At 68.4% G+C, this 18,056-nt stretch carries 15 protein-coding genes; 7 read left to right on the top strand and 8 right to left on the bottom strand.

The window, feature by feature from the left end:
• Position 1: 1 nt before the first annotated feature.
• The 4 genes from pstB to ACXZ1E_RS05325 all read right to left on the bottom strand — a co-directional run bounded on the left by pstB (position 2) and on the right by ACXZ1E_RS05325 (position 4,041).
• Positions 2-781 (bottom strand): phosphate ABC transporter ATP-binding protein PstB, encoded by a 780-nt coding sequence (pstB, locus tag ACXZ1E_RS05340; protein WP_458042373.1) that lies wholly within the window; start codon positions 779-781, stop codon positions 2-4.
• 37 nt (positions 782-818) lie between these two features.
• Positions 819-1,913 carry a phosphate ABC transporter permease PstA gene (pstA, locus tag ACXZ1E_RS05335; protein ID WP_458042372.1) on the bottom strand — a complete coding sequence of 365 codons (1,095 nt, stop codon included), beginning with the start codon at positions 1,911-1,913 and terminating at the stop codon, positions 819-821.
• Position 1,914: 1 nt separating this feature from the next.
• Positions 1,915-2,856 (bottom strand): phosphate ABC transporter permease subunit PstC, encoded by a 942-nt coding sequence (gene pstC, locus ACXZ1E_RS05330; protein ID WP_458042371.1) that lies wholly within the window; start codon positions 2,854-2,856, stop codon positions 1,915-1,917.
• A 78-nt stretch (positions 2,857-2,934) separates the two neighbouring features.
• Complete coding sequence (locus ACXZ1E_RS05325; RefSeq protein ID WP_458042370.1) at positions 2,935-4,041, bottom strand: phosphate ABC transporter substrate-binding protein PstS; 1,107 nt, start codon at positions 4,039-4,041, stop codon at positions 2,935-2,937.
• A gap of 159 nt (positions 4,042-4,200) precedes the next feature.
• On the opposite strand from ACXZ1E_RS05325, the gene ACXZ1E_RS05320 reads away from it, so the two are divergent.
• The 3 genes from ACXZ1E_RS05320 to ACXZ1E_RS05310 are packed head-to-tail and all read left to right on the top strand — an operon-like array spanning position 4,201 to position 10,130.
• Positions 4,201-4,842 carry a hypothetical protein gene (locus tag ACXZ1E_RS05320; RefSeq protein WP_458042369.1) on the top strand — a complete coding sequence of 214 codons (642 nt, stop codon included), beginning with the start codon at positions 4,201-4,203 and terminating at the stop codon, positions 4,840-4,842.
• 1 nt (position 4,843) lies between these two features.
• Positions 4,844-8,803, top strand: a complete 3,960-nt coding sequence (locus tag ACXZ1E_RS05315; protein ID WP_458042368.1) for a Pls/PosA family non-ribosomal peptide synthetase — start codon at positions 4,844-4,846, stop codon at positions 8,801-8,803.
• A gap of 10 nt (positions 8,804-8,813) precedes the next feature.
• Positions 8,814-10,130 (top strand): M1 family metallopeptidase, encoded by a 1,317-nt coding sequence (locus ACXZ1E_RS05310; protein ID WP_458042367.1) that lies wholly within the window; start codon positions 8,814-8,816, stop codon positions 10,128-10,130.
• On the opposite strand, the gene ACXZ1E_RS05305 is transcribed toward ACXZ1E_RS05310, so the two are convergent.
• Genes ACXZ1E_RS05305 through ACXZ1E_RS05290 form a run of 4 tightly spaced genes read right to left on the bottom strand, consistent with a single transcriptional unit; the run spans position 10,122 to position 14,573 of the window.
• Positions 10,122-10,715: a 4'-phosphopantetheinyl transferase family protein gene (locus tag ACXZ1E_RS05305; RefSeq protein ID WP_458042366.1), complete on the bottom strand. Its 594-nt coding sequence runs from the start codon at positions 10,713-10,715 to the stop codon at positions 10,122-10,124. The two genes, ACXZ1E_RS05310 and ACXZ1E_RS05305, sit on opposite strands and share 9 nt — an antisense overlap.
• Complete coding sequence (locus ACXZ1E_RS05300; RefSeq protein WP_458042365.1) at positions 10,712-11,650, bottom strand: NUDIX hydrolase; 939 nt, start codon at positions 11,648-11,650, stop codon at positions 10,712-10,714. Before ACXZ1E_RS05300 ends, ACXZ1E_RS05305 begins: the two co-directional genes overlap by 4 nt.
• Positions 11,647-13,821 (bottom strand): RNA degradosome polyphosphate kinase, encoded by a 2,175-nt coding sequence (locus tag ACXZ1E_RS05295; protein ID WP_458042364.1) that lies wholly within the window; start codon positions 13,819-13,821, stop codon positions 11,647-11,649. The genes ACXZ1E_RS05300 and ACXZ1E_RS05295 overlap by 4 nt, the downstream gene beginning before the upstream one ends.
• 56 nt (positions 13,822-13,877) lie before the next feature.
• Positions 13,878-14,573, bottom strand: a complete 696-nt coding sequence (locus ACXZ1E_RS05290; RefSeq protein WP_036297825.1) for a winged helix-turn-helix domain-containing protein — start codon at positions 14,571-14,573, stop codon at positions 13,878-13,880.
• Between the two features lie 127 nt (positions 14,574-14,700).
• Between ACXZ1E_RS05290 and ACXZ1E_RS05285 the strand changes: the two genes are divergently transcribed.
• The 4 genes from ACXZ1E_RS05285 to ACXZ1E_RS05270 all read left to right on the top strand — a co-directional run bounded on the left by ACXZ1E_RS05285 (position 14,701) and on the right by ACXZ1E_RS05270 (position 18,054).
• Positions 14,701-14,991, top strand: coding sequence for a hypothetical protein (locus tag ACXZ1E_RS05285; RefSeq protein ID WP_458042363.1), 291 nt, complete (start codon positions 14,701-14,703; stop codon positions 14,989-14,991).
• Between the two features lie 176 nt (positions 14,992-15,167).
• Positions 15,168-15,770, top strand: coding sequence for an FABP family protein (locus ACXZ1E_RS05280; RefSeq protein WP_458042362.1), 603 nt, complete (start codon positions 15,168-15,170; stop codon positions 15,768-15,770).
• Positions 15,770-16,906, top strand: coding sequence for a CAF17-like 4Fe-4S cluster assembly/insertion protein YgfZ (ygfZ, locus tag ACXZ1E_RS05275; RefSeq protein ID WP_458042361.1), 1,137 nt, complete (start codon positions 15,770-15,772; stop codon positions 16,904-16,906). The genes ACXZ1E_RS05280 and ygfZ overlap by 1 nt, the downstream gene beginning before the upstream one ends.
• Positions 16,907-17,040: 134 nt before the next feature.
• Entirely contained in the window at positions 17,041-18,054 is a 1,014-nt protein-coding gene (locus ACXZ1E_RS05270) for an FUSC family protein (protein ID WP_458042360.1), read from the top strand.
• The last annotated feature ends 2 nt before the right edge of the window (positions 18,055-18,056 follow it).

Raw genomic sequence — 18,056 nt, 5'->3', positions numbered from 1 at the left:
ACTATCCGAAGCGACCCGAGACGTAGTCTTCGGTTGCCTGGACGGTCGGCGTGGTGAAGATCGTGCGGGTGTCGTCGTACTCGATGAGCTTGCCGGGCTTGCCGGTGCCCGCGATGTTGAAGAAGGCAGTGCGGTCGGAGACGCGCGAGGCCTGCTGCATGTTGTGCGTGACGATGACGATCGTGTACTCGGACTTCAGCTCGCCGATCAGCTCTTCGATCGCATAGGTAGAGATCGGGTCGAGGGCCGAGCACGGCTCGTCCATGAGCAGCACATCCGGCGATACGGCGATCGCGCGGGCGATACACAGGCGCTGTTGCTGCCCACCCGAGAGACCGGAGCCGGGGCGGTCGAGGCGATCCTTGACCTCGTTCCAGAGGTTCGCCCCCGTGAGCGACTTCTCGACGAGGGCGTCGGCGTCGCTCTTGTTGATGCGCTTGTTGTTCAACTTGACGCCGGCGAGCACGTTCTCGCGAATCGACATGGTCGGGAACGGGTTGGGGCGCTGGAACACCATGCCGACCTGTCGACGCACGAGCACCGGGTCGACTCCGGGACCGTAGAGGTCGGCACCGTCGAGCAGAACCTGTCCCTCGACGTAGGCGCCGGGGATGACCTCGTGCATGCGGTTGAGGGTGCGCAGGAACGTCGACTTGCCGCATCCGGACGGACCGATGAAGGCTGTGACGCTCCGGGGTTCGATCTCGAGGGCGACTCCCTCGACGGCGAGAAAGTCGCCGTAGTAGACGTTCAGATCGTGGACTTCGATGCTCTTGGACACGTGTTCCTCAGAATGTTTCAGGTGGAGGCGGGATGGGTCAGCGGCCGAACTTCGGAGCGAAGAGGCGTGCGATGAGGCGGGCGATGAGGTTGAGTGCCATCACGATGACGATCAGGACGAACGCCGCGGCCCAGGCGCGGTTGATGTAGGCCTCGGCCGGGATGCCCTGGTTCATGTACTGCGAGTACGCGAACACGGGCAGCGTCATCATGCGCCCCTCGAAGAGGTTGTAGTTCATCGAGGTCGTCACACCCGCCGTGATCAGCAGGGGAGCGGTCTCACCAATGACGCGCGCGACCGAGAGCATGATTCCGGTGGTTATGCCGGCGATGGATGTCGGCAGAACGACCTTCACGATCGTGAGCCATTTGGGCACGCCGAGCGCGTATGACGCTTCGCGCAACTCGTTGGGAACGAGTCGCAGCATCTCTTCGCTGGAGCGAACGACGACCGGGATCATCAAGACCGACAGTGCCACGGCGCCCATGATGCCGAGCCGGATGCCCGGACCGAAGAAGAGCGCGAACACCGCGAAGGCGAACAGACCGGCGACGATCGAGGGGATACCCGTCATGACGTCGACCAGGAACGTGATGCCCTGCGCGAGCTTTCCGCGCCCGTACTCGACGAGGTAGATCGCCGTGAACAGACCGATCGGGATCGAGATGATGGCCGCAGCCAGGGTGACGAGAAGTGTGCCGATGATCGCGTGCAGCGCCCCGCCGCCGTCACCGACGACATTGCGCATCGACGATGTGAAGAAGTCAGCGGAAATACCCGCGACACCGTTGGTGACGACGGTGAAGCCGAGCGAGATGAGAGGCACCATTGCCAGCGCGAAGGCCGCCGTCACGATTCCCGTGACCAGGCGATCGACCGCCTTTCGGCGTCCCTCGACCATGCTCGAGATGACCGTGATGAGCACGAGGTAGAGCAGCACGGCGACGACGGCGAAGCCGGCGATGTTGAACCCGGCGCCGCTGGCGATGCCGAGTACGGCGAAGAGGATGGCGCTGACCACAGCGCTGAGGGCGAGGACGCCCCAGGGGGAGCCCTGGGGAAGGCGACCGTTGGTGAGTCCGCTGGACGCCGCGGGCGCGGTCGAAGACGAGGGAGCAGTCGTGAGGGTCATGTCAGTTGGCTCCCGAGAATTCCTTGCGGCGGTTGACGATGTATCGCGCGAGGGCGTTCACCGCGAATGTCACGATGAACAGGATCAGCCCCGTGGCGATCAGCACGTTGATGTTCGTGCCATAGGCCTCGGGGAACGTGAGGGCGATGTTCGCCGGGATCGTGCTCGGGTTCTCAGGAGTGAGTAGCCGGAAGGTGACGATGCCGGTTGCGGAGAGCACCAGGGCAACCGCCATCGTCTCTCCGAGGGCGCGGCCGAGCCCCAGCATCGATGCGGACACGATGCCGCTGCGGCCGAAGGGGAAGACGGCCATCCGGACCATCTCCCAGCGCGTTGCGCCGAGGGCGAGCGCGGCTTCTTCGTGCAGGATCGGGGTTTGGAGGAAGATCTCGCGGCAGATGGCGGTGATGATCGGCACGACCATCACGGCGAGCACCATTGCGGCGGTGAAGATCGTGCGGCCTGTGCTGGAAACCGGGCCGGCGAAGAGGGGGAACCATCCCGCGTTGTCGACGAGCCAGGTGTAGATGGGCTGAACGGCCGGCGCGAGTACGAGGATCCCCCAGAGGCCGAAAACGACCGAGGGAACCGCTGCAAGCAGGTCGACGATGTAGCCGAGGCCCTGTGCGAGTCGACGCGGGGCGTAGTGCGAGATGAAGAGGGCGACGGCCACCGAGAGGGGCACGGCCATCAGCAGGGCAAGGAATGATGCCCAGATCGTTCCGAACAGGAGAGGCCAGACGTAGTCCCAGAAATTCGTGCTGAGGATGGAGGCATCCTCGCTCGTTGCCGAGATGCCGGGAAGCGACTGAATCACGAGGAACACTGTCACGGCCGCGAGGGTGACGAGGATCATCGATCCAGCAAAGAGGGCGGTTCCCGAGAACCAGCGGTCGCCTGGGCGCTGCTTCGCCTTGACGGCGGGGGGCGCGGTGGTGGTCATCTCATCCTGTTCTCGGTATTGCCTGGCGGCGTGAGAGGTATGGCCGGCCCGCGATTGTTCGCGGGCCGGCCATGGGTATTACTCGACGACGATGAGGTCCAGAGCGGCCTGCATGTTGTCGCGCTGCGTGTCCGAGATCGGGGCGCTGCCGGCTGCTGCTGCCGCCTCGTCCTGGCCCTCGGGGCTGATGACGTACTCGAGGAAGCCCTTGACCAGCGGCGCGGTGGCGGCGTCGACGTACTCCTCGCACGCGATCATGTAGCTGACCAGGACGATCGGGTACGCGGCCTCGTCGGGTGTGCGGTCGAGGTCGATGGCGAGGTCACCGTCGGTGCGGCCTTCGGCGCGGGGCGAGAGGTCGACGATCGCGGCAGCGGCCTCGGGCGAGAATGAGACGAACTCTTCGCCGATCTGCACCGCGACAGTGCCGAAGCCCTCTGCGCGCGACGCGTCGGCGTACGTGATCGCGCCCTGTCCCGCCTCGACGGCGGAGACGACACCCGACGTACCCTGAGCTGCCTCGCCGGTGACGGGGGTGGCGGGCCATTCGCCGTCGGCCTCGTACGTCCACACCTCGGGTGCGGCCTGGGCGAGGTAGTCGGTGAAGTTCTCGGTCGTGCCCGAGTCGTCGGCGCGGTGCACCGGCGTCACGGCCAGGTCGGGAAGGGTGACGCCCTCGTTGAGAGCGGCGATCGCCGGGTCGTTCCAGTTGGTGATCGTGCCGGCGAACAGGCCCGCGATGGTCGCCGGGTCCATGTTCAAGGTGTCGATGCCATCGATGTTGAAGATGATCGCGATCGGAGAGATGTACGAGGGGATCTCGATGATGCCCGTGCCTTCGACGCAGCCGTCGAAGGGTCCTTCAGCGATCTCGTCTGTCGTGAACGCGCGGTCCGAGCCGGCGAAGCCGACGGCTCCGGCCTGGAATGACTCGCGGCCGGCGCCGGAGCCCGACGGGTCGTAGCTGACGGTGACGCCCTCGTTGAGCATCTGGAAGCCGGCCGACCAGGCCTGGACGGCTACTTCCTGCGCGGACGATCCTGCGCCGACGAGCTCGCCGGTGAGGTTGCTTTCGTTGGGCTGTTCGCTCGTGCTGCCGCCGGCCTCGTTCGAGGCGCAGCCGGCAAGGGCAAGGGCGGCGACGGCGCTGATGGCCGCAATCCGCGAGATTCGGGTGATCTTCACTGTGTTTCCGTTCGATCCGTTGACAGGACGTGTCCCGGTGCAGGGCACACAGCGACGGTAGGAGCGACGCCTTAAGAGAGTGGGCCAGAGTGGTGAACGGAAGGTGAACGGGATCGGGCGCGGCGGGAGCGTTCACCGGGGCGGAATATGCTGTGCGGCATGCCCCAGACCAGCGAAAAAGAGCAGGCCGCGCGAGCGGCGATCGACGACGCGGCGAAGGTCGCGAAGCAGGCTCGCAAGGCCGCGAAGGACTTCCCGCCGAAGGCAGCCGAGAAGGTGCGCGAGCTCGCGGCCGAGGCGGAAGCACGAGCGGATGTCTCGAAGAAGACTCTGCGCAAGAAGCCCGCAAAGGTCGCGGCCAAGGCGAAGGACGCCGCCGCGGAGGTACGCAAGGCCATGGCGGCCGCGTTCGCGAAGGTCGAGCGCAAGGCTGTACTGAGGGCCGCGGCCGAGCGTGCCGCGGCTGATGCTGCGCGGGCGGAGGCGGAAGCACAGGAACAAGCCGCGTCTGCCAAGGCCCTGAAGAAGGCGTCCGCGAAGGCGGACAAGGCAGCCCGTCGCGCAGCCGACGAGGCCGACGAGGCCGTGGCAGCTCTCGAGCCGGGGGACGTTCCGGCGGACGAGCCGGAGCACAGCGACCCCGCCGCGGCACCCGGGGAAGGATCCGATGCGTCCGCCGCTGCCGCCCCGGACCTCGCTGGCCTGTCTGTCGCCGACCTGCGCGTCCGCGCCCGGGAGTCCGGACGCACCGGCTACTCGCGCTTGACCAAGGCGCAGCTGATCGACCTCCTCTCGAGCTGACGTGACCGATCTCGCCGCCCCGGCATCCGCGACCCCGTCGCGCCAGCCGGAGCTCGACCGGCGTGCCCACGCACCGGCCGAGCGCACGCTCCTCGACATTCTGCGCTCGACGACCGAGCGCTACCCCGAGGCGTCCGCAATAGACGACGGGTCGGGGGCCCTGAGCTATCGCGAGATGATGGCGCGCGTGGGCCGGACGGCCGCGCGGCTGCACGAGGCGGGGGTGCGGCGGGGAGACCGGGTCGGCGTGCGGATGTCGTCGGGCACGAAGGAGCTCTACATCTCGATCCTCGGCGTGATCGCCGCCGGGGCGTCGTACGTGCCGGTCGACGCCGACGATCCCGAAGAGCGCACGGTGCTCGTCTTCGGCGAGGCGGCTGTGCGGGGTGTGATCGAAGGGTCGGGTGATTTCCGGCCGACGGTCGTGGATGCTGAGCCCGAGGCATCCGCCCTCTTCCGCGATGACGTGCCGCACCCGAGCACCCACGCGGTCGTCACGGTGCCGCCACCGGCTCCGGACGACGACGCGTGGGTCATCTTCACCTCGGGTTCGACCGGAACGCCGAAGGGCGTGGCTGTCAGTCACCGTTCTGCCGCGACCTTCGTCGATGCCGAGGCTGCGCTGTTTCTGCAGGGCGACCCGCTCGGTCCGGGTGACCGTGTGCTCGCGGGTCTGTCGGTCGCGTTCGACGCGTCGTGCGAAGAGATGTGGCTCGCCTGGCGGCACGGAGCCTGCCTGGTGCCCGCGCCGCGCGCGCTCGTGCGGTCGGGCGAAGACCTCGCCCCCTGGCTCGTGCGTCAGCAGATCACGGTCGTGTCGACCGTCCCGACGCTGGCCGCCCTCTGGCCCGCCGAGTCGATCGAGAACGTTCGACTGCTGATCTTCGGCGGCGAGGCATGCCCGCCCGAACTCGCCGCCCGCCTGACCGAAGAGGGCCGCGAGGTCTGGAACACGTACGGCCCGACCGAGGCGACGGTCGTCGCGTGCGCGGCGCTGCTGACGGGCGAGCCGCCCGTGCGGATCGGGCTGCCCCTCGACGGCTGGGCGCTCGCGGTCGTGGATGCCGAGGGTGCCGCGGTCGCCGAAGGAGAGGTCGGCGAACTGATCATCGGGGGAGTGGGCCTCGCTCGCTATCTCGACCCCGCAAAGGACGCGGAGAAGTACGCCCCGATGCCCTCGCTCGGCTGGGACCGCGCCTACCGCTCGGGTGACCTCGTCCGTTACGACCCCGCGGGTCTCGTCTTTCAGGGACGCGCCGACGACCAGGTCAAGATCGGCGGTCGCCGCATCGAGTTGGGCGAGGTCGAGTCCGCGCTGCAGGCTCTGCCCCACGTCGGGGGCGCCGCGGTGGCGGTGCGGCGGACGGATGCGGGAGTCGACATCCTGGTCGGCTACCTCGTCGTAGACGAGGGGTTCGAGCGCCAGCCGGCCCGCGCCGAACTCGCCGCGACCCTGCCCGCGCCGATGGTGCCGCTGCTGGCGGTCGTCGACGACCTGCCGGTGCGCACCTCGGGCAAGGTCGACAAGGCCGCCTTGCCCTGGCCTCTGGCCGGTATGCCGGCCGAGGAATCAACGCTGACCGGCGTCGAGGCATGGCTCGGTGAGCAGTGGCGGGCGGTGCTCGGGGTGTCGGTTCCCGATGCAGACGCCGACTTCTTCGACCTGGGCGGGGGGTCGCTCGCCGCGGCCCAGCTGGTCTCGCGCATCCGGGTGCGCTCGCCGGAGTTCGCCGTCGCCGACATCTATGACCTGCCGCGCCTCGGCGCGATGGCGAAGGCGCTCGGGCCGCTCGGCGACGACGTGGCAGGGACCTATCGCGAGCCCACACCGACACCCCGCTCGACGCAGATCTTGCAGACGATCATGGGCGTTCCGCTGTTCATCCTGAGCGGGGTTCGCTGGCTGCTCTACCTCTTGACCGGCAGTGCCCTGTTGCACCTCGTGCCCGGCTTCGAGGCGCTCCCCATCGTGGACTGGTGGGTGCTCGTTCCCGCGCTGCTGATCTTCGCGACCCCGTTCGGACGGATGACGATCTCGGCCGTTGCTGCGCGCATCCTGCTCGCCGGGGTACTGCCGGGCGACCACCCCCGCGGCGGACACGTGCACATCCGCCTGTGGCTCGCCGAGCAGATCGCCGATCAGGTCGACGCGGTCGGACTCGCCGGGGCGCCGTGGATCAGCTACTACGCCCGCGCACTCGGCGCGAAGATCGGCCGCGACGTCGACATGCACACCCTTCCCCCGGTCACGGGAATGCTGCAGATCGGCGACGGCGCGAGCATCGAGCCCGAGGTCGACCTGACGGGCTACTGGATCGACGGCGACGTCGTCCGGATCGGCGAGGTGCGTATCGGGGCGCAGGCGACGATCGGGGCGCGGAGCACGCTAGCCCCGGGCACGCGGATCGGCCGCCGTGCCGAGATCGCGCCCGGGTCCGCTGTCTTCGGCCGGGTGCGCGCCGACCAGCGGTGGGCGGGCTCACCCGCTGAGCGAGTCGGTGGCGCCGCCGAGGATTGGCCGCGTGAGCGCCCGCCCGCGCCCACTCGGTGGCTGTGGGCCTACGCCGCGTCGTCCGCGTTGCTGGCCCTGCTGCCGTTGGTCGCCTTCGCGGCCGGCGCGCTCGTTCTGGCGGCGGGCATGCGCGGCGCGGACTCGCTCGGGGCGGCTGCATTCGCCGCGTTCGCCTGGCTCGTGCCCGCTGTGCTGGTCACCGGGCTGGTGTTCGCGGCATCCGTCGTCATCTGGGTCCGCCTGCTGCAATGGGGTCTTGCCGAGGGCACCTTCCCGGTGCGGAGCGCGAGGGGATGGCGCGCCTGGACGATCGAGCGTCTGCTCGACTCCTCGCGCACGACGCTGTTCCCGCTCTACTCGAGCCTGTTCACACCGGTCTGGCTGCGGATGCTCGGAGCACACGTCGGCCGCGATGTCGAGGCATCCACCGTCCTGCTGATCCCCGCGATGACGACGATCGAAGATGGCGCATTCCTCGCCGACGACACTATGGTCGCGTCCTACGAGCTGCGCGGCGGATGGATGCGGATCGGGCCGGTGAAGATCGGCAAACGTGCGTTCCTCGGCAACTCGGGTATGGCGGCACCGGGTCATCGTGTGCCGAAGGGCGGGTTGGTAGCCGTGCTGTCAGCGGCGCCACTCAAGGCAAAACCCGGTACCTCGTGGCTCGGTTCGCCCGCCGTCCGCCTGCGCCGGGTCTCGAGCGACGCCGATGAGAGTCGCACCTATCAGCCGAGTACGGCTCTCCGGATCGCCCGCGCCCTGTGGGAGCTGTGCCGCATCGTGCCCGTCATCGTGACGTGCGCGATCGGTCTCGGTGTGGTGTTCGTGCTCGCACTGCTCGTGCAGACGTTCGGCGCGATCGTGACGGTGCTGCTGTCGGGTATCGTCATGCTCGTCGCCGGCGCGGCCGCGGCGGGTGTCTCGACGCTCGCAAAGTGGGCTCTCGTGGGCGTCATCCACGCGGGAGAGAAGCCGTTGTGGTCGAGTTTCGTCTGGCGCACCGAGGTGTCCGACACCTTCGTCGAGATGGTCGCGGCGCCCTGGTTCGCCCGCGCGGCGACCGGCACGCCCGCGCTCGCCGTATGGTTGCGCTCGCTCGGCGTCAAGATCGGGCGCGGTGTCTGGTGCGAAAGTTACTGGCTACCCGAGCCCGACCTCGTGACATTGGGCGATGCATCCACGGTCAACCGGGGTTGCGTTGTGCAGACGCACCTGTTCCATGATCGGATCATGAGCATGGATGTCGTCACGATCGAACCCGGCGGAACGCTCGGCCCGCACAGCGTGATCCTGCCCGCGGCATCGATCGGCGCTCACGCGACGGTCGGACCCGCGTCGCTCGTGATGCGCGGCGAGACGGTGCCGGTCGGCAGCCGGTGGAGCGGCAACCCGATCGGCCCGTGGCGCGCGGTCAAGGTTCGCTCGTACCAGACGAGCTCGCACTGATGGCCGCGCGATGACCGGCGCTCAGCTGCCGGCGCCCGATGCCTACGCCCCGCAGAGCGGGGACCTGTCGTACGACGTCGAGTCGTACGACATCGAGATCACCTACAAGCCGTCGACCAACCGGCTCTCGGGTCGCGTTGTCATGAACGCCGTGGCGCGGCATCCGCTCCGCTCGTTCGCGGTCGACCTCGTGGGCCTGCGCGCCTCGAAGGTGCGTGTCGACGGCGACCGCCGCACGGCGTATCGCCAGGGCCCGCGGATGGTTCGAGTGACCCCCAGTGCTCCGATCGCGCTCGACGAGCGGTTCTCGGTCGAGATCACCTACGCCGGGGCGCCGGCACCGCGCCGGTCGCGGTGGGGAACGATCGGGTGGGAAGAGTTGAAGGATGGCGCCCTCGTCGCCGCCCAGCCGACCGGTGCACCGACGTGGTTCCCGTGCAACGATCGGCCCGACGACAAGGCGACGTACCGGATCTCCGTGACGACGGATGGCGCCTACGGTGTGATCGCGACGGGCGAGCGCGTCTCGCTTGCGCGTGCGGGTGCTGCGGCGACGTGGGTTTTCGAGCAGCCTGCGCCGACCCCGACCTACCTGGTGGCGGTGCAGATCGGTCACTATGCCGAAACTCTCGTCGATCTCGACGGTGTTCCGGGAGCGGTGCATCACCCGCGGGCGCTTGTCGTTCCTGTCACAGCGGCCTTCGCCGATCTGCCGGACATGATGCGGGTCTTCCAGCGTGCGTTCGGTCCCTATCCGTTCGCACGCTACGACGTCGTCGTGACGGCCGACGCCCTCGAGATCCCGCTCGAGGCGCAGGGGATGGCAACCTTTGGCTCGAATCATCTCGACGGTTCGGAAGAGCGTCTCATCGCCCACGAGCTCGCTCATCAGTGGTTCGGCAACAGCGTCGGGCTCGCGCACTGGCGCGACATCTGGTTGAACGAGGGATTCGCCTGCTACGCGGAGTGGATCTGGTCCGAGGCCTCCGGTGGCCCGTCCGTCGAGGCCTGCGCCGCCGCGCACCATACGATCCTGCGGGCGCTGCCGCAGGATCTGCTGCTGTCCGACCCCGGGCCCGACCTCATGTTCGACGACCGCGTCTACAAGCGCGGCGCGCTGACCCTCCATGCCCTTCGCCTGCGGGTGGGTGACACGACGTTCTTCGAGATCCTGCGTCGCTGGTGCGCCGACCACCGACACGGTCTCGTGACGAGCGAGGACTTCGTCGTGTGCGCGGAGGCGATCGCCGACGAACCTCTGGCGGATCTGTTCATGAGCTGGCTGTCGCAGACACCGCTGCCGACGCTGCGTCCGGCCTCACGCTGAGGCGACCGCGAGCGAGATCACGACGCCGCGCGGTCCGCGCACCCGCAGCAGACGGGGACGGATGCCGAGGGCACCGTTTCTCGCACCGTCTGTCGCACCGTCGCCGGCGATGCTCCCGTGGACTCCCCGCAGCGTCCGCTCGATGCGGACCCGGGCGGGCTCGACGGCGAGGCCGCGGCCGTCGGCCTTCAGCACCGCCTCGACGCGCGTCCAGTGGCGGAGCGAGGTGTGCTGCCCCGGGGTGATGAGCCCCCGCAATCCGTCCTGACGCACCCTGTTCCCCGCGCGTTCGGCGTCGATTCCGAGCGCGAGGACCCGGCAGGCGTCCGTGACGGCGACCACCACCAGGCGGGCCGTATACGACACGCTCGCGTGGATCGGTGCCCCGGTGACGACGGGGCGTCCGTGGTCGGTGGCGCCGCAGCGCTCGCACCGTCGGCTCACGACGACCGGGCCGCCCGTCGACGCGGTCGCGATGCGCGCAATCAGGGTGTCTGCAACATCCCGGCGGGTCCTCTCGAGCGGCACCGTCTGCCAGGCGACTCGCACTCCCGCGAGCAGCGTGCTTTCGGGCTGCGAGCTCACTCTTTCGGGGTGTGTGTTTCGATCGCGACGATGCCCGATCCGGGGTTCGTGGCCGACAGGTGCACGACCGAGAATGCCGCGAAATCCAGCGTCGAGGCACTGCCGAGATACGACCCGCGCAGCGTGCCGGTCGCCAGAGCGATTTCGCTCATGATCTCGGGCAGCACCGGCCCGTGGCTGCACAGGATGGCCGGCTTTCCCGAGCGCACGCGTTTACCCACGATGGTGCGGATGTCCGCCCGGCCCTGCTCCCAGGCATCCTGGCTGATCAATTCCGTGCGCCACACGGGTTTGCCGAGCGCGGCCGCGAAGGGGGTGACGGTCGTCACGCAGCGCACCGCGTCCGATGAAATGACCCTGCGCGCCCCGAATGCGAGGAGTGGTCCGACGATCGCGTGTGCCTGGCGGGTGCCGCGCGCGGTCAGCGGACGCAACGCATCCGTTCCGCTCCAGGTGTCCCGGCCGACCGCCTTGCCATGTCGCAGCACGATGAGGGGGAACGTGTGGAGCACTCCGTCGTCGACGAATTTCATGAAGGCGTCGAGAATCTCGAGATCGACGGGGTAGCTGAGGTAGGTCCGCGCGCGCTTGGGCGTGACCCACTCGAGGGCCGCAACCTCTTTGTTCGGCACGAACCGCGAGGCCCGGATCGCGTCATCCGTCGCCTCTGCAGACCAGTAGTGCACGATCTTCTGTCGTTTGTTCGGCATCCGATAACGCGAAACCCCTACCGGGATGCCAAGGGCGACACGGATACCGGTCTCTTCGAACACCTCGCGCACAGCCGTCTCGGCCAGCATCTCGCCCGGATCGACCTTGCCTTTGGGTAGGGTCACGTCGGCGTATGCCGTGCGGTGGATGACGAGGATATGGAGCTTGCCCTCGACCAGCCGCCAGATCACCGCGCCCGCCGCGTAAACGGCGGTGTCCGTCATCGGACCGCCCGCGCGCGGCGGCGGCGCTGGACGTCGTGCATCGTCTTGTCTTGGATGTCGACGAGGGGTTTACCGTCGGCATCCGTACTCTGGCGAATCCACTCGCCCTCGGGTCCCAGCCACCACGAGCTGGTTCCGTCGCTCATTGCGAGATCGAACAGGTCGTCGAGCTCCTTCAGGTGCGCGGGCGCGACAACGCGCACGAGGGCCTCGACGCGGCGGTCGAGGTTACGGTGCATCATGTCGGCGCTGCCGATGTAGACCTGACGGTCGCCGCCGGCCTCGAACGCGAAGATGCGCGAGTGCTCCAGGTAGCGGCCGAGGATACTGCGCACCGTGATGTTCTCGCTGACGCCCGGGATGCCCGGCTTGAGTGAGCAGATACCCCGCACCCAGATCTCGATCTGGACACCCGCCTGGCTCGCGCGGTAGAGGGCGTCGATGATCTGCTCGTCGACCATCGAATTGACCTTGAAGCGGATGCGCGCGGGCTTACCCGCCAGCGCATTGCGACGCTCCTTGTCGATCAGGCGCAGCAGACCCTTGCGGAGATGCAGGGGGGCGACCAGCAGGCGTTTGAACTTCTTCTCGATCGCATAGCCCGAGAGTTCGTTGAACAGGCGCGTCAGGTCACGACCGACCTGGTCGTCGGCGGTGAACAGGCCGAAGTCTTCGTAGATGCGGCTCGTCTTGGGGTTGTAGTTTCCCGTGCCGACGTGGCTGTAGCTACGCAGCACACCGCCCTCTTCGCGGATGACGAGCGCCAGCTTGCAGTGCGTCTTCAATCCCACGAGGCCGTACACGACGTGCACGCCCGCCTTCTCGAGCTTGCGGGCCCACACGATGTTCGCGGCCTCGTCGAAGCGGGCCTTGATCTCGACCAGCGCGAGCACCTGTTTGCCCGCCTCGGCCGCGTCGATCAGTGCCTCGACGATCGGGCTGTCACCCGACGTACGGTACAGCGTCTGCTTGATCGCGAGCACATGCGGGTCTTTCGCGGCCTGTTCGAGGAACGCCTGAACGCTCGTCGCGAAAGACTCGTACGGGTGGTGCACCAGCACATCGCCCTGGCGGATGGACGCGAAGATGTCGGCGCGCTCGTTGTTGTCGCCCGGCTGGAAAGCCAGCGCCGTGGTCGGCAGGTGCGGCGGGTAGTGCAGGTCGGGGCGCGAGATCCGCGAGAGGTCGAACAGACCGCGCAGGTCGAGCGGCGCGTGCAGACGGAAGACCTGCTGTTCGGTGATGTCGAGCTCGCGGATGAGCAACCCGAGCGTCACTTCGTCCATGTCGTCGGTGATCTCGAGGCGGATCGGCGGCCCGAACCGGCGCCGCAGCAGCTCGGCCTCGAGGGCCTGGATGAGATTCTCGGTCTCGTCCTCTTCGATCGTCATGTCTTCGTTGCGCGTCAGGCGGAACGCATGGTGATCGAGCACTTCCATACCCGGGAAGAGGTCGACCAGGTTGTTCGAGATCAGATCCTCGAGCGGCAGGTAGCGTCCGCGTCCGGCGCTCGCGGCGCCCGGCACCTCGACGAACCGGGGCAGCATCGGGGGGACCTTCAGGCGCGCGAACTCCTGGCGGCCGGTGCGGGCGTTGCGGATGCGCACGGCCAGGTTGAGCGAGAGGCCCGAGATGTAGGGGAACGGATGCGCGGGGTCCACCGCCAGCGGCATCAGCACCGGGAACACCTGCGACTGGAAATATTCGTACAGGGCGAGGCGGTCTTCATCGCCCAAGGCATCCCAGGTCACGACCTCGATGCCTGCCGCCGCGAGGTCGGGCTGCACGACCGAGCGCCATGCCTCGGCGTGACGCAGCTGGAGCTTGTAGGCCTCCGCTGAGATGTCGGCCAGGACGTCCGAGGGCGACCGGCCGACATTCGTCGGGACGGCGAGGCCCGTGATGATTCGGCGACGGAGCCCCGCGACGCGCACCATGAAGAACTCGTCGAGGTTGCTGGCGAAGATCGCGAGGAAGTTCGCACGCTCCAGAACGGGCACCGTCGGGTCTTCGGCGAGCTCGAGGACGCGTTGATTGAACGCGAGCCAGCTCAGTTCGCGGTCGAGATATCTGTTCTCGGGGAGTTGTGAGTCGAACGCCTCGACGGCTTCATCGAAGTCGTCATCGTCGGCATCGCCCAGACCAGCGTCGAGGATCGAGGATTCGAGCATGCTCCATCATTGCAGGGCGCAGGTGTCCAGCGGGTAAACCGGATGGCCCCCGGGAGTCAGCCCTTGCGACCGCTGCCGGTGGGAAGCTGGTCGTCTTCGTAGACGTTGAACCGATAGCCCACGTTCCGGACCGTGCCGATGAGCTGCTCGAGGTCGCCGAGCTTGGCGCGCAGGCGCCGCACGTGTACGTCGACGGTGCGGGTGCCGCCGAAGTAGTCGTAGCCCCACACCTCGCTCAGCAGCTGCTCGCGGGTGAAGACCCGCGAGGGGTGTGTGGCGAAGAAGTGCAGGAGCTGGAACTCCTTGTACGTCAGGTCGAGGGGTTTTCCGTGGACCTTCGCCGAGTACGAGGACTCGTCGATCGTGATTCCGGATGTCTGGATGCGGGTCGAGACCTGCTCCTGCGTCATCCGTCCCATGGCCAGGCGAACGCGCGCGTCGACCTCTGCGGGGCCCGCGCTGACGAGGATGACGTCATCGACGCCCCAGTCGGTGCTGACCGCGGTCAAACCGCCCTCCGTGACGACCAGCATGAGCGGCGCGTCGAGGCCGGTCGTATTGAGGATCTTGCAGAGGGACTTCGCGCCGACCAGGTCGGTTCGTGCGTCGACGAAGATGACGTCCGCGCTCGGTGCGTTCACGAGTTGTGCCGGTTCGGCGGGAATCTGCCGGACTCGGTGGCTCAAGAGTTCCAGGGACGGCAGAACGGGACCGCTGCCGTGTGCGGAACTCAGGACGAGCAGTTGGGCCACGCGTTTCCTCTCGGGCGACGCCCCCAGGGCCGTCGTGGCCCCCCATCTTACGCCGACCGCGGGAATGCCACGGCCCGTGGGTCGTGGCGGGCTCGCGCGCTCGCCTCCCGTGGGGGAAGATGAAGGCATGTCGGCACCCGAACTCGCTCCCCGCTCGAGCGTCGGCGGTATTGCTGCGGTCTGGATCGCGGCCCTCCTCGCCGGGATCGCCGTGGCGATCTTTGTGCCCGCCGCTTACCAGGCGCAATGGTTCGTCCTTGCCCTTGCAGCCAGCCTGCTGGTCTCGTTCGGTGTGCAGCTGGCCTACGGGCGATCCACCGGGTTCATCCGGCGGGTGGCCGCGAGTGTGCTCGGTGCGCTGCTGGCGCTCGGCATCGTCTCGGCCGGAGTCGGCCTTGCGACGATCATTCCTGGCTGATCCGGCATTCCTGGCTGATCCGGACAGGCCGTGGCGGGCTAGAGTATGAGCATGGACCTCCTCGCTCTCGAGATCTTCTTCGTGGGTCTCCTCGCACTGGCATCGCTGGCGATCGCGTTCGTTTCGGGCGTGGTGATCGTCAACCTCTATCGCGGCCAGCGCTGAGCGGCCCGATCGTGATCGATCTGCCGACCGACCTACCCGCCGACCTCGTACCGCTCTCGTGGCTGGTCGGGGTGTGGGAGGGAACCGGCGTGATCGACTACGAGGCAGCGGGTCACCGCTACGCGGGTGAGTTCGCCCATCGTGTGAGTTTCAGCCACGACGGCGGCGACTACCTCAACTACTCCGCGAGCGCCTGGATGTCTGCGGAGGACGGCTCGGGCGTGCAGCTGGTCGCCGAGACGGGGTACTGGCGTCTCGCCCGCACTCTCGGTGACGCCGACGCCGGTCCCGGTCTGCTTCCTGCTCGCTCGCCCGCACCCGCGCGAACGGTCGACGATGTCGAGGCTTTGCGCTCTGCCGAGGGCGGCTTCGAGATCGAGGCTGCGATCGTCCACTCGGACGGTATCTCCGAGCTGTACCTGGGGCATGTGACAGGACCGCGGATCGATCTCGCGACCGACGCCGTCGTGCGCCCCTCGGGTGCCAAGCACTACGCCGCCGCAACGCGGTTGTACGGGCTCGTCGACGGCCACCTGCTCTGGGCGTGGGATATCGCCGCGCTCGGCAACGAACTGCGCAGCCACGCGTCCGCGCGTCTCGCGAAGGCCGAGTGATGACGTCTCCGTTCGCCGCGCTCCCGGGTGCCGTCACCGACGAGTCGGCCACTCCGACCGAATCGGGGGGAGCGCCGCTGCACTTCGGCACCTTCCTGCGTGAGCAGCGACTGCTCGCCGAGGGCCGCGCGATCGTCCACCTTGGTGACCGGGTCGTCCTGTCGGTGACGGGCGCCGATCGCCTGACCTGGCTCGACTCGATCACGTCGCAGCACCTGGCGCGTCTCGAGCCGGGGCGCGCGACCGAGCTGCTCGTCCTCGACCCGCACGGACACGTGGAGCACGCGGCATCCGTCCTGGACGACGGGGTGACGACGTGGCTCATCGTCGACGCGACCAGCGTCGAAGCGCTCGCGACCTGGCTGAAGAGGATGGTCTTCCGCGCCCAGGTGGTCGTGACGCATGAAGCCGACATGACCGTGCTCGGCTCGTTCGGTGGAGGCATGGCCGAGGCCCTGATCGCGCCCCACGTCCACGCACCCGCGGGTGTGTCGCTCGTGTGGATCGATCCCTGGTCGCACGTGGCAGTGGGCGGACACCAGTACGCAGCGGGCCCCCACCCCGGTGCCGATTGGAACTGGCGCCAAGCGATCGTGACGACGGATGCTGCGGCCGACATCGCCGCCGCGATCCCCCGCGCCGCGGACGTCGAGGCCGCCGGGTTGATCGCCGCCGAAGCGCTCCGCATCGCGGCGTGGCGCCCCCGCCGCGCCAACGAGGTCGATGAGCGCACGCTGCCCCACGAACTCGACTGGTTGCGTTCGGCCGTTCACCTCGACAAGGGCTGTTACCGAGGGCAGGAAACCGTCGCCAAGGTCCACAACCTCGGCCATCCGCCACGCCGCCTGGTGTTCCTGCACCTGGACGGCAGCGACGCGGTTCTGCCCGAGCCGGGTGCGCCCGTCTCGCTGGCCGGCACGGAGGTCGGGCGCGTTACGTCGGTCGCGCTCCACCACGAGCTCGGCCCGATCGCGCTCGCCGTAGTCAAGCGAACCCTGCCGATCGACGCGACTCTGACCGTCGCGGCGGGTGACGAGACCGTGCTCGCGGCGCAGGAGGTCATCGTCCCGCCGGGAGCGGGAGCCGAGGCATCCGTCCCGCGCCTGCCGCGGCTATCGGCGCGCGCCCGCGCGTGACCGGCGCCGCCGGTCGTTCCGGTTCGGACGATCCGAGGCAGGAACCGCTTCCGCCCATCACGACCGCCGTTCCGGTGAGGTTGCGTGACCGCTTCGATCCGCGACCGGGCGTACGCCGCGTTCAGAACTCCGCGTTGCCGATCATCCAGATCGTCGTCGCGGCGACCGCCGCGTACGCGTTCGCCTACTTCGTGGTGGGACATCAGACCCCCCTGCTCGCCGGGACGGTGACCGTCGCGAGCTTGGGACTCGTGCGCGATGCCCGCCCGCGTCGGGTTCTCGAAACGGTCGTCGGGATGATCCTCGGCATTTTGATCGCCGAGGTCCTGCTGCTCGTCGCGGGACGGGGATGGTGGCAGGTGGGGCTCGCCCTGGCGGTGACCCTCGTGGTGGCACGGTTCCTCTCGCCCCAGGCGAGTTTTGCGATCGCCGCCGCGATCCAGTCCCTCATCGTGCTGATCATCCCCGCCTCGACGAGTGTGCCGTTCTCACGCATGCTCGACGGCGTCGTCGGGGGAGTGGCGGCCCTGTTGGCTACGGCGCTGATCCCGCGCAGTCCACGGGGCGAAGCGCGTCGGGACGTGGCGACGCTGTTCCGCGCGTTCGACGGCGCCGTGATGAGCCTTGCCATCGCGCTGCGCCAGGGCGACCGTGCCCGTGCCGAGCGCGGGCTGCAGAAGGCGCGCGCGCTCGACCCGCTCGTCCGGGCGTGGCGCGAGACGTTGGAGTCTTCCGTGGCCATCGCTCGCATTTCGCCCTGGCTCTGGACCAGCCGGGCAGAGTTGGCGCGGGCCGAGCGCGTGCTGGCCGCCATGGACCTCGCGACCCGGAACCTGCGTGTTGTCGCGCGGCGGACGGCCTATCTCGTGGATGACGGTGTGCCGCGTCCCGTTGCCGCGGATCTCGTGATGACGCTCGGTCGGGGGGCTTCGCTCGTGGAGCAATCGCTGGCGGACATCTCCCTCGAGCCCGTCGCTCAAGAGGCCCTCGCCGGGATCGCGCACCATCTCGATCCCACCGAAGTGGTGCCGGGCGCAGGCTTCGGCGATCAGAACCTCATCGCCGCACTGCGACCGTTCGTCGTCGATCTTCTGATCGGTGCGGGCATGCCCGCCGATCAGGCGCGTGCCGCTATCCCGCGTCTCTGACG

It is taken from the genome of Pacificispira sp. HM-600, assembly GCF_977993705.1.
The sequence above is the reverse complement of the archived record's forward strand: the minus strand, read 5'-3'. Positions and strand labels throughout refer to the sequence as shown.

Coding starts and splice junctions, on each gene's coding strand:
- ACXZ1E_RS05285 (WP_458042363.1), top strand. CDS start 14,701: ATGTCGGCACCCGAACTCGCTCCCCGCTCGAGCGTCGGCGGTATTGCT.
- ACXZ1E_RS05300 (WP_458042365.1), bottom strand. CDS start 11,650: ATGACGGACACCGCCGTTTACGCGGCGGGCGCGGTGATCTGGCGGCTG.
- pstA (WP_458042372.1), bottom strand. CDS start 1,913: ATGACCCTCACGACTGCTCCCTCGTCTTCGACCGCGCCCGCGGCGTCC.
- ygfZ (WP_458042361.1), top strand. CDS start 15,770: ATGACGTCTCCGTTCGCCGCGCTCCCGGGTGCCGTCACCGACGAGTCG.
- ACXZ1E_RS05320 (WP_458042369.1), top strand. CDS start 4,201: ATGCCCCAGACCAGCGAAAAAGAGCAGGCCGCGCGAGCGGCGATCGAC.
- ACXZ1E_RS05295 (WP_458042364.1), bottom strand. CDS start 13,821: ATGCTCGAATCCTCGATCCTCGACGCTGGTCTGGGCGATGCCGACGAT.
- ACXZ1E_RS05310 (WP_458042367.1), top strand. CDS start 8,814: ATGACCGGCGCTCAGCTGCCGGCGCCCGATGCCTACGCCCCGCAGAGC.
- pstC (WP_458042371.1), bottom strand. CDS start 2,856: ATGACCACCACCGCGCCCCCCGCCGTCAAGGCGAAGCAGCGCCCAGGC.